The sequence below is a fragment of the Actinoallomurus oryzae genome, assembly GCF_039541955.1.
In the GTDB taxonomy this organism is placed as follows: domain Bacteria; phylum Actinomycetota; class Actinomycetes; order Streptosporangiales; family Streptosporangiaceae; genus Actinoallomurus; species Actinoallomurus oryzae.
The window spans coordinates 129,563-140,491 of the sequence record NZ_BAABHF010000057.1; the positions used below are offsets into that span (position 1 = coordinate 129,563).

Below are 10,929 nucleotides of genomic sequence, written 5' to 3' on the forward strand. Positions count from 1 at the left end.
CCGGCAACCGGCTGCTCAGCGGCCCGGGATCGGGCAAGGAGGTGCGGCGGTTCACCTTCGACCTGCGCGGCGGTGACGTCCCGCTCACCTACCAGGCCGGCGACGCGCTCGAGGTGCGCCCGGTCAACCATCCCGACCTGGTGGCCGAGTGGCTGGCCGTCACCGGCCTGGACGCCGGCGCCGCCGTGGAGCTGGACCGCATCGGCCCGGTCCCGCTCGGTGAGGCCCTGCACCGGCACCTGGACATCACCGGGATCACCGCGGGCCTGTTGCGATTCATCGCCGAGCGCACCGGCGACCGGACGCTCCGGCGGCTGCTGCGCCCGGACAACAAGGGGCAGCTCGCACAGTGGTCGTGGGGCCGCCAGGCCGTCGACGTGATCGCCGAGCGTCCCGTCCGCGCCACCGCGCAGGAATGGGCGCAGGTTCTGGGCGGCCTGCGTCCACGCCTTTACTCGATCTCCTCCAGTCCCCTCACCCAGCCGCACGAGGTCGCACTGACGGTCTCGGTCGTCCGCTATGACAACCCGCACGGCCGCGCCCGTACGGGCGTCTGCTCGGCCTTCCTCGCCGGCACCGCCCCCGGTTCGCCGGTTCCGGTCCGTGTCCGGCGATCCCCGCACTTCCGGCCGCCGGCCGACCCGGGCACCCCGATGGTGATGGTCGGCGCGGGCACCGGGATCGCGCCGTTCATCGGCTTCCTGTACGAGCGGCGCGCCCGGGGGCACCGCGCCCCGAACTGGCTCTTCTTCGGCGAGCAGCACCGCGCGGGTGACTTCTACTACGAGGAGGAGCTGACCGCGCTGCGCGATGAGGGCCACCTCGACCGGCTCGACACGGCCTTCTCCCGCGACCAGCGCGCCCGGATCTATGTCCAGGACCGGATGCGCGAGCAGGGCCACCGCCTGTGGTCCTGGCTTCAGGACGGCGCCCACCTGTACGTCTGCGGCGACGCCTCCCGGATGGCCAAGGACGTCGACCGGGCGTTGTGCGACATCGCCGTCACCCACGGCGGTCTGAGCCCGGAGGCCGCCGCGGCGTACCTCAGGCGGCTGTCCGCCGGGAAACGCTACGTCCGCGACGTGTACTGACCGGCCGCGCGATGTTTCAGTCCGGGGGTGCGGTGACCTGCCGGGCCTCGGCGGTCCGGCCCAGCCGTTCGAGGGTGAGGGCGAGCGCCTGGGACGCCGACAGGTGCAGGGGAGTCCCGGCCGGGGCGGCGTTCAGCGCCGCGCGCAGGATCGGTTCGGCGAGGTCGGGACGGTCGGCGTCGAGCAGCATGCCGCCGTGCAGGAGATCCATCTCCGCCGCGTCGGCGGGCCGGCCGAGCCGACGGAACGCCGTCGCGGCGCGTGCCGCCCGGTCCAGGGCCTGCGGTGTCCGGCCGGCGCCGGCCAGGATGTGGGCGGCGCTGCGGAAGGTGAGCGCCTGGCCGAGCGTGAGCCGGGCGGCGGGTTCGGGGGGCAGCGCGCGGGTGGCCTCCTCCGCCTGGGCCAGGGCGGCCAGTGCCCGCTGTCCCTCGCCGGCCCAGTGCAGGGACAGCGCCTCGGCCGCGCGGCACAGGGCGGTCAGGTGCCGGTCGCCGAGCCGGGCCGCGGCGTCGCCGGCCGCCCGGTAGGCCTGTGCCGCCTCGGCGTCCCGGTCCAGCAGGTCGTGGATCTGGGCCGTCGGGATCAGCGCGTTGACGAGCAGGCGCGGGTCGTCCTGCGCGCGAGCGTTCTGGGCGAGTTTGTCGTACTCCTCTTTGGCGAGGGAGTGGTCGCCGAGCATGCGGTAGCCCTCGGCGAGCAGGAGGCGGTTGTCGTCGGCGATCTGGGGGCGCTCCAGCCGGCCGAGTTCCCGCAGCCGGTCCAGCCACGCGGCGACGTCGTCGGCCGCCTGGACCGCGTCCTCGACGCGGCCGGCGGCGCGGTAGGCCACCGCGAGCTGATGTCCCTGTTCGGCGGTGTCGTCGTCGCGTGAGCGCGCCTCGCCGACGGCGTCGATGAGGTCCTCCAGCGCGTCGGCCGGCCGCCCGGCGGCCATGAGCGCGAGGCCGCGCCGGTAACGCAGGTAGCCGCGGAGCTGCGCGGGCGCCGTCGGCGGGAGCGCGGCGAGTTCTGTTTCGACCCAGGCGGTGAAGACTCCGGGTGTGCCGGCCCGGTCGTGGGCCTTGCGTGTCACCTCATGGGCCGCGACGAGCCGGCCGAGTGCGCCGGCGGCGGTGTAGGCGCCGCGTGCGACGTCGGCCAGGGCCATCACCTGCGCGGGCGGGGCCGCGTCGACCTCGCGCCAGTGTGCCTCGGTCAGGGCGAGCGCGCCGATGAGGACCGGGTTCGCGGCGATCCGGGCGTGCTGGGCGCCGCGGGCCAGCGCGCTGTAGGCCGCGTTGTCGTCGCGGGCCTGCACCAGCGCGCGGGCGTGCAGGAGCTCACCGTAGGCGATCATCTGGTGGTCGCCGGTGCGGTGGAGTTCGCCGACGGCCCGCGCGACCGTCTTCAGTCCCTTCTTGACCTGGCCGTGGCGGCTCAGCCAGTGGCCCAGCCGGCACTGGCAGACGAGGTGGCGCAGGTGGTCCCCGGCCTGGCGGTGGGCTTCGGCGGCCCACCGGAACCGGGCTTCGGCGTCGTCGCCTCCGGTGATCAGCGCGGTGAGCTCGGCGTGCCGTGCGGCGAGGTGCGGCGGCGGTGTGCCGACGGCGTCCAGGCATCGGGCGGCCTGGGTGTGCTCGTCTCGCTGTTCGTGCCATTCGGCCTGGTCCAGCAGCGACTCGGGGGGTGTTCCGGGCGGGATCGGCACCGGGCGGGGGGCCTTGCGGGCGGTCGGTGTCAGCGGGAGGAAGTCGGCGATCGGCGGGGCGGCCAGGCGGGCGCGGATCCGGTCGCCCTGGCTGGTCGTGCCGTTGCGCCGGTCGAAGCGGGCGGCCAGCTCGCGCGCGGTGGCGTCCATCTCCTGGTGCAGCTGCGCCACGGTCCAGGTGAGGTCGGTGCCGGCGCCGCGGACGGTCTCATCGCCCCGGCCCGCCTCGACGAGCCGCCGCAGGAGCACGGCCCCGGCGGTGGCGAACTCCATCTTGCCGTTGGGGCGGTTGAGCGTGGGGTAGCCGCCGAGGTGTTCGCGCAGCGCCGACAGCCCGGTCTCCTCGTTGCCGGTCAGCGCGCAGAACTCCACTTTCATGCCGCCGTACTCGAACCGGTAGACGTCCTGGTACATCGCGCGGCGGGCCCGGTGGAAGGCCTGGGCGGCCTCCTCGAAGCGGCCGGCGCGGGCCAGCGGCACCAGCATCAGGCACTGGATGGGCGCGGGCGGTTCGGTGAAGGTGACCTGCCCGGCCAGCACCGGCCCGGCCATGGCCAGCGCCCGTTCGAGGGAGGCGTCGTCGCCGCGCAGGACGAGGCGTTCGATCTCGGCCTCGAAGTCCCAGACCGAGTCCGGGTGCGGGCCGCCGGCGGCCTTCCACGCCCGGTAGCAGCGTTCCTCCTCGGGCCAGTCGCGGGCGAGCTGGGCGACCCAGCGGCGTGCGTCGTGGACCTTGCGCAGGCTGTGGCCGCCGGCGCGGAAGCGGCGTTCCATGTCCTCGAAGGCGCCGTAGATCTGGGCCAGGCTGATCTCGGGGAACTCCGCCATCGACTGGGCGATGTGGGCGTACCAGTTGCGCAGCGCGTGGTCCGCCTCGGGCCCGAACTCTCCCGGGCGGGCGTCGTACTCGCTCAGGCACCGGGAGAACAGCGGGAACGCCTTGTCCCACTGCCGGCCGACGCTGTAGGCGTTGGCCAGGTCGCGGCGCGCGGCGAAGGCCAGCCGGTGCAGGCCGCCGGCGTCGGCGTGCCGCACCACGTCTTCCATCAGCGCGGTCTGCGCCTCGCCGTAGTGCATCTGCCGGGCCTGGTCGAGCATGGCGGCCAGTTCGGCCTCGGTCCGGCTCATCGGGTGCCTCCGGCGGCCATCGCCCAGTCGAGCAGGCCGAGGAACGAATGGTTGAGCAGCGCGCTGTCCTGCGGCCGCAGCGGATGGTGGCCCGACAGCAGCGCCTGACCGTACAGGGCCTGGACGCCGAGGGCGGCCAGCGACGGGTCGGGCGCCTCGGCGACGCGCCGTACCACGGGGTTGCGCAGGTTGAGGATCAGCTGGGGCCGGTCGGTCGCGGCGGTGGAGTCCACCGCGCCGAGGACACCGGCCCACAGGTCGTTCGCCGCCGACCGCGCCGACCGCATCTCCTGCGCCTGGGCCGCCTCCCGGCTCAGCATGTACAGGGCGGGCAGCGTCGGCGGGTCGAAGGAGCGGGGCACCACGGCGCAGCCGAGCGCGTGGAGGGTGTCGGCGGCGAGGCGCAGGAACGGCCGCAGGCGAGTCTCCAGGTCCGGGTCCGGCGGCTCGAAGCAGGTGGTCAGCTCGGCGGGTTCCAGGCGCCGTACGCTGATCGCCGGGTCCAGCAGCGGCAGCCGCCGCATGATCTCGATGTCGTAGGCGTATCCGCCGTTGACCAGGCCGAGGTTCTGGGCGGCGGCGACCGCGGCCAGCTCACGGAACTCATCGGCCGTCGCGGTGTAGCGCACCACGGGGTGCCGCCGGCGGAACTCCGCGAGTGTCATGGGCCCCGCCGCGGTCTCCATCGGCCACCAGCGGTCCACCACCCGCAGCATCTCCGCGTCGTGCAGCGCCAGCGCCTTGACGCCCAGGTGGTGGACGGACAGGAACCGCTGGAGCCGGTCCGGCGCGGTGGCGGCGAGCCGGACCAGCCAGTCGCGTACCTGGGCGCCCAGCGCCTCGCGGGTGTCGGCGAGCAGGTCGTCCTCATACAGCGCCTCGCGGCCGGCGGTCGGGCGCAGCTCGGCGGTGTCGACGACGCATCGGAGGAAGAACGCCCATTCGGGCAGCAGCGTGTCCACGCTGTCGGACAGCAGCATCCGGCGCAGGTACACCCGGTGGCCCGATCGGGCGGCCGGGTTGGCGGCCATCGGCAGCACGAACGCCAGGCCGGTCAGCCCGGCCTCGGGGACGGCCAGGTCGATCACGTCGAACGGCGCGAACCCGAAGACGCGTTCGGCGTACTCGCGCAGCGCCGCGGCGCGTGCGGCGGGGGAGGGGTGCCCGAGCCGCCAGGGCAGGGTCCCGGAGTTCACCCGCCGGCCGGCGATGGAGATCTCCACCGGCAGCGCGTCGGCGTACCGGACCGCCAGGTCGCCGGCCATCGCGCCGCTCAGCCACTGCTCGGTGCCCGGCCGTGGCCGCAGCGTCACCGTGGTGCCGGGTTCTGGCCGCTCCCGGGCGGCGGGAGCCACGCGGTACCGGCCGTCGGACAGGCCGGTCCATTCCACGGTCGGGCCGCCGCGGGCGGACCGGGTCAGCACGTGTACCTCGTCGGCCACCAGGAAGCACGACAGCAGGCCGATGCCGAACTGGCCGAGGAACTCGTGCCGCGCCAGCCCCAGTTCGTCCCGTTTGGAGCTGCGGCCGATCGTGGCGAGCAGTTCGTGCACCTCGCGCTCGGTCAGGCCGATGCCGCTGTCGCGTACCCGCAGTGTCCCGTCCCCGGTCGCCTCGGGCGGGTCGATCGTCACCACGGCCGGTGCGTCCGGTTCGGCCTGGCGGCGAGCGGTGATCGCGTCGGCCGCGTTCTGCAGGAGTTCGCGCAGGTACACCTGGGGGCTGGTGTAGAGGTGGTGGCTGAGCAGATCGACCACGCCCCGAAGATCAACCTGAAAGGCCCGTTCCACGCCCCGCCCCTTGCCCTGTGTTCGGTCAGGGAATGGTAGTGCCGGGCGATCGGCGGGCGCCCACGCAGGGCGGTCCGCCGCGGCGCGGGTTCGTGCGCGGGCACCGGTACGGCGGGGGGTTCAGGGGCGCAGCCGTTGCCGCACCCGTGCGGCCTCGCGCGTGAGGTGGTTGTGCTCGGGCATGCTGGTGGCGGCGTGGGCGGCCTCGGCGTACAGCTCGGCGGCGCGCGCGAGGTCACCGGCGCGTTCGTGCAGGTAGGCCGTTACCGCGGCGTAGCGGGGCAGGCCGGGGTCCACCTGGGCCAGCGCCGCCAGGCCCGCCTGCGGCCCGTCGGCCTCCCCGACCGCCACGGCGCGGTTGAGCCGCACCAGCGGGCTGCCGGTGAGGGCCAGCAGTTCGTCGTACCACTCCACGATCTGCACCCAGTCGGTCTCACCAGCGCTCGGGGCGTCGGCGTGCAGGGCGGCGATCGCGGCCTGTGCCTGGTATTCGCCCAGCCGGTCGCGGGCCAGCGCGGTCTGCAGGATGCTCACCCCTTCGGCGATCAGGGCGGTGTCCCAGCGGGAGCGGTCCTGCTCGCCGAGCGGTACGAGGCGGCCTCCCGGGCCGGTGCGGGAGGCGCGGCGCGCATGGTGCAACAGCATGAGCGCGAGCAGCCCGGCGACCTCGGGCTCGCCGGTCAGGGCGGTGAGCTGGCGGGTGAGGCGGATCGCCTCGGCCGCCAGGTCGACGTCTCCGCCGTACCCCTCGTTGAAGACGAGGTAGAGCACGCGCAGCACGGTGCCCAGGTCGCCGGGGCGGTCGAACGGCAGCCCGGCGATCCGCCGCTTGGCCCGGCTGATCCGCTGCGCCATGGTCGCCTCGGGCACCAGGTAGGCCGCCGCGATCTGCCGGGTGGTCAGGCCGCCGACCGCGCGCAGTGTCAGGGCGACGGCCGAGCCCGGCGGCAGGGTGGGGTGCGCGCACAGGAAGTACAGCCGCAGCGTGTCGTCCGCGGCGGGCGCGGGACCGGCGGGAGGCTCGGCCTCCACGGCGAGCTCCCGTCCCCGGCGTGACGCCTCGGCGCGGGCGGCGTCGAGGAACCGGTGCCAGGCGACCGCGACGAGCCATGCCTTCGGATCGCGCGGCGGATCGTCCGGCCAGGTCGCCAGCGCCCGGATCAGGGCCTCCTGCACGGCGTCCTCGGCCGACGCGAAGTCGGCTCCGCGGCGGACGAGGACACCGATCACCGCGGGCACCAGCTCCCGCAGCAGCGCTTCGTTCACTCGGTCAATGTAGGCGAGCCGGTGAGGAACGGCCGGAGCTCGAGCCACTCGTGGATCGGCTCGCCGCCGGGCCCGGGAGCGGCGGACAGCTCTCCGGCCAGCTGGACCGCGCGGTCCCAGGACTCCACGTCGATGACCATCCAGCCCGCGATGAGGTCTTTCGTCTCGGCGAACGGGCCGTCGGTGACCGGCGGGCGCCCCTCGCCGTCGTAGCGCACGAACGTGCCCTCGGGCGCCAGTGCCTGGGTGTCGACGAACTCGCCGGTCTCCTCCAGGCGGGCCGCGAAGTCGCGCATGTACTGCACGTGCGCGTCGATCTCCTCCGGCGTCCACTGGTCCATCGACCCGTAGTCGACGGTGCGGGCCGGGCCGCCCCGGTAGTGCTTCAGGATCAGGTACTTCACGGTGGTCCTCCTCGGTCGTCGCGGCCCGTGGGGGCCGCTGTCGTCCCTGGGACGGAGCCGGTGCCGCGTTCTCGACATCCGGAGGCGTGCGGTTTCTCAAAATCTTGATTCTGGCCGTCGCCGCCCCTGCGGAGGGCGCGCGGGATCGGATCGGCGCGGCGGCGGCCGTGCGAGGTCACCACGATGATCCCCTGAATGGGACAATGCGGACATGCTTAGCACGTCCGGTGGGGGGAAGCTGCGCGCCGCCGTCACGACCGTCCTGCTGTTGTTGTGCGCCGTCGCCTCGGTGTCGGTGGTCACCCTCGTCGTCGTGACGACGGCACCGGACGGCGTCCGCGACCTGCGCGCCTATCAGGCGGCCGGGCGCTGCCCGGCGGCCCCGTCCGCGCCCGCCGAGTGCCGCTGGACGCAGGAGTTCACCGTGTCCGGCGTCCACCTGTCCCGCGGCCGGAACGACTCCTTCCGGGTGCTGCTGACCGGGCCGGACGGGACCCGGTGGAGGACGTCCTACTCCTCCGGCGGCCCCCTGCTGTACGGCATCGGCGAGGGCGACCGGGTCACCGGCACCATCTGGCGCGGTCTGCTGACCGAGATCGCCTCCGGGGAGGTGTCCCAGAAGACACTGGACGCCCCGGCCGACATGCGCGCCCGGGTCCTCGTCCTCGCGCTGATCGTCATCCCGCCCGGTCTGTTGCTGACGGCCGCGTGCGTGTGGCGGCTGTGCCGCCTGCGCGCGGCCCCGACACCGGGGATGGTCGCCACCGGGGGGCTGGCCGCCGGGCTGCTGATCGGCACGCTGTTCTGCCTGCTCCTGCTCGGCGACCACGCCGAGAACCCATGGTGGCTGGCGGGCGTCTGGGCGCCCATGACCGCCCTCTTGACCATCGTGGCCCGCGTCTACGTCAACCAGAAACACGCCGCGGCCACCGCGCCGGGCTGAGACCGGTCCCCGGGCGTCCCGGTGACGCCGCGCCAGGGGCGGCCCGGAGGTTCCGGCGGGCCGAAACACCGCCCCGTAATCGCGGACGAACGGCCCGCGGCGGACACCGACGTAGGCTGGAAGGATGGCCCTGAGGATCGGTGAAGAATGGATCAGCAGCGATCGCTGCCCGCAGGTGGCCATGGCCATCCCCGGCGAGGGCTGGGTCCTGTCGTGGCGGCGCGGGGTGTGGACCAAGGATGAGGCGGTCAGCGCGATGGTCCGCGCCGAGCACGGCGATCTGCGCACCGACCCGGCCGTGACGGCCCCATGACGGCCCCATGACGGCCCCGCCTGGCGGCCCGGGTCACCGTCCGCAGACCTCCTCGGCGCGGCGTCCGGGCAGCTGACCGGGCTCGCCGCGGCCGGTCCGCGGCGGCCGGGCGGGGCGGCTGCGGGGATGGCCGGCGCGGTGGAACGCCGCGCACAGTCCGGCCAGGACGAGCGCGAACGCGGGCAGCCAGGCCAGCCGGTGCAGCGGCCAGTCACCGGCCGGCGCGTCGAGCAGGCCGGGCGGGCGCCCGAACGGCAGCGCGGCGAACGTCACGAGCAGCAGCGCCGTCTGGTGCCAGCAGTAGACGGTCATCGCCCCGAGGTTGAGCACGGCGACCGGCGCCCAGCGGGACGGGCGGCGCAACAGCCGGGCCAGCCACGGCCGTACCAGCAGGAACGCCCCGATCTGCGCCCCGGCCAGGGCGAGCGTGAACAGCGAGGGCGGGTCGAGGTTGGACCGGCCGGCGCCGGGGACGCCGACCGCGCTGGCCGGGTAGCCGGCCCAGAGCACGAGCACGGCGCCGCCGGCCACGCCGAGCGGCACCAGCACGGCGCCGGCCCGGCGGCGCAGCCGGCCCTCGGCCAGCGCGATGCCCAGCACGTACGGCGCGGCCCACGCCACCGGCACGGTCACCAGGCCGAGCCGGTACGGCGGGTGGAACACATCGGCGAGGGCGACGATCCCGGCCGGCGGCAGCGCCGCCCAGGCACCCCAGCGCAGGACCGCCGTGCGCAGCACCGGCGCCGCGGCCGTCAGCATCAGGTACACCAGCAGGAACCACAGGGGGTGCGACACCAGCGACCAGACCGCCTGACGGGTGCCGCCCGCGGCGGACAGCAGCGGCAGGGCCGGCAGCCAGACTGCCAGGAGCACCGCCACCGGCCGGGTCAGCCGGGCGACCCGCACGCCCAGCCGGCGCAGCCCGCCCGCGGCGGGCAGGCCGCGCGCCGCCGCGAACCCGCCGGCGAAGAAGAACAGGCCGAGTGTCTGCAGCGGCCAGGTGAGCGGCGACAGGCCCGGCGTGGACGCCAGCGGGCTCGCGCCGTGCAGCGCCGCCGGCCGGTACGGGTCGCTCACCAGCGCCGAGACCAGCCAGTGCCCGAGCACGACCCCGGCCATCGCCACCGCCCGGGCCGCGTCGACCGTACGGTCCCGGCCGGCCGGTGTCGCCGCCTCGATCCGCGCCGGCCAGCCCGTCGCCGGCCGTCGCGGGCGCGGAACGCCGTTCCCGTCGACGGCCGGGCGCCGCGGCCGGCGGATTCGGCCCGGCCCGGGTGGCATCGCGCGGGTCCGGCGCCACCGCGGCGCCCGCTCGGCCGCCCTCACGGCCGCCTCCCGTCGGCCGCGATGCGCGCCAGCGCGGCGAGTGAGTCGGTACCGGACGTCAGGTAGCCGTCGTGCCCGGCCACGTCCGCGGTCGGGAACACCCGGGCCCCGAAGGACGGGCCGGTGGGCCTGGCCCCGTGGCCCAGCCCGAGGATCCGTATGCCCGGCACCCAGCGGATCCAGTCCCGGCGCGACCGCCCGGCCCAGATCCGCGCGCAGGTGTGCAACCGCGCCGCGTCGGCCACGCCCATCCCCGGGCTGCCGAACACCGCGATGTCGGTCACCTGCCGGGGCAGCCGGGGCGCGGCCAGCCCGATCACCACCGACCCGTAGCTGTGCCCCAGCAGCGCGATCGTCGCGTCCGGGCGGTCGGCGACGAGCCCGGCGACGAGACGGTCCAGGGCGGCGGCGCCCGCCCGGGCGAGGTCCTCGCGCGCCTCGGCGGCCTGGACGCCCCGCGGTGTGTCGTAGCCGAGCCAGGCGATGACCGCGAACCGGCGGCCGGCGCCGGCCGCCCGGTACAGGCCGGCGGCCTGCGCCGCGGGCGAGTGGAGCGGGTTCCCGCCCACGCCGCGCCAGAAGTTCGCGCCGCGGACGCCGGAGCCGGGCACGAGCACCGCGATCCGGTCCGCGGACCTCAGGTCGCCGAACACCTGCGCGACCCGCCCGTCACCGCGCGGGTCGAACAGCAGGAACCGGCCCTGGCGTCCCTCGTAGGGCGCACCGGCCGCGCGCATCGCCTGCCGGTTCGCCGCGTACCGCAGCGGTGCGGGCGCGCCGTCCAGGTTCCCCAGCACGCCGGGGTACCGGGCGGCCAGCGCACGCTGCTCGGCGGGACCGGCGGCGGCAAGGAACCGGTGCACCGCGGCGGGCGCGGTGGACACCGGGTCCGGCAGGTGCCGGGGGTCGGCCCGCCAGGCCGCCGCGCCGACCGGCGTCGCCGCGCGCACCTGGGCGGGCACGGCCAGCAGCGCGCACGCC

At 75.5% G+C, this 10,929-nt stretch carries 9 protein-coding genes; 3 read left to right on the forward strand and 6 right to left on the reverse strand.

Annotation, left to right across the window (positions count from 1 at the left end):
• On the forward strand, positions 1-1,091 hold a 1,091-nt coding region (locus ABEA10_RS44590), incomplete at its 5' end, for a diflavin oxidoreductase (protein ID WP_425551040.1).
• Between the two features lie 16 nt (positions 1,092-1,107).
• On the opposite strand, the gene ABEA10_RS44595 is transcribed toward ABEA10_RS44590, so the two are convergent.
• The 4 genes from ABEA10_RS44595 to ABEA10_RS44610 form a co-directional block, all read right to left on the reverse strand.
• Positions 1,108-3,906 carry a hypothetical protein gene (locus tag ABEA10_RS44595; protein ID WP_345474722.1) on the reverse strand — a complete coding sequence of 933 codons (2,799 nt, stop codon included), beginning with the start codon at positions 3,904-3,906 and terminating at the stop codon, positions 1,108-1,110.
• Complete coding sequence (locus tag ABEA10_RS44600; protein ID WP_345474724.1) at positions 3,903-5,696, reverse strand: HSP90 family protein; 1,794 nt, start codon at positions 5,694-5,696, stop codon at positions 3,903-3,905. The genes ABEA10_RS44595 and ABEA10_RS44600 overlap by 4 nt, the downstream gene beginning before the upstream one ends.
• 120 nt (positions 5,697-5,816) lie before the next feature.
• Complete coding sequence (locus ABEA10_RS44605) at positions 5,817-6,962, reverse strand: RNA polymerase sigma factor (protein ID WP_345474725.1); 1,146 nt, start codon at positions 6,960-6,962, stop codon at positions 5,817-5,819.
• Positions 6,959-7,366, reverse strand: coding sequence for a YciI family protein (locus ABEA10_RS44610; protein ID WP_345474726.1), 408 nt, complete (start codon positions 7,364-7,366; stop codon positions 6,959-6,961). The genes ABEA10_RS44605 and ABEA10_RS44610 overlap by 4 nt, the downstream gene beginning before the upstream one ends.
• A 211-nt stretch (positions 7,367-7,577) precedes the next feature.
• On the opposite strand from ABEA10_RS44610, the gene ABEA10_RS44615 reads away from it, so the two are divergent.
• Both ABEA10_RS44615 and ABEA10_RS44620 read left to right on the forward strand, forming a co-directional pair.
• Complete coding sequence (locus tag ABEA10_RS44615; protein ID WP_345474727.1) at positions 7,578-8,309, forward strand: hypothetical protein; 732 nt, start codon at positions 7,578-7,580, stop codon at positions 8,307-8,309.
• A 124-nt stretch (positions 8,310-8,433) separates the two neighbouring features.
• Entirely contained in the window at positions 8,434-8,622 is a 189-nt protein-coding gene (locus tag ABEA10_RS44620) for a hypothetical protein (RefSeq protein WP_345474728.1), read from the forward strand.
• Between the two features lie 33 nt (positions 8,623-8,655).
• Here the strand turns inward: ABEA10_RS44620 and ABEA10_RS44625 are convergent, their stop codons facing one another.
• Complete coding sequence (locus ABEA10_RS44625; protein WP_345474729.1) at positions 8,656-9,948, reverse strand: acyltransferase family protein; 1,293 nt, start codon at positions 9,946-9,948, stop codon at positions 8,656-8,658.
• Positions 9,945-10,929: alpha/beta hydrolase (locus tag ABEA10_RS44630; protein WP_345474730.1), on the reverse strand; the 985-nt coding region annotated here is incomplete at its 5' end. The genes ABEA10_RS44625 and ABEA10_RS44630, both read right to left, overlap by 4 nt.

Excerpts from the sequence above, each read along its gene's own strand:
- ABEA10_RS44620 (WP_345474728.1), top strand. The coding sequence starts at position 8,434 with ATGGCCCTGAGGATCGGTGAAGAATGGATCAGCAGCGATCGCTGCCCG.
- ABEA10_RS44615 (WP_345474727.1), top strand. The coding sequence starts at position 7,578 with ATGCTTAGCACGTCCGGTGGGGGGAAGCTGCGCGCCGCCGTCACGACC.
- ABEA10_RS44595 (WP_345474722.1), bottom strand. The coding sequence starts at position 3,906 with ATGAGCCGGACCGAGGCCGAACTGGCCGCCATGCTCGACCAGGCCCGG.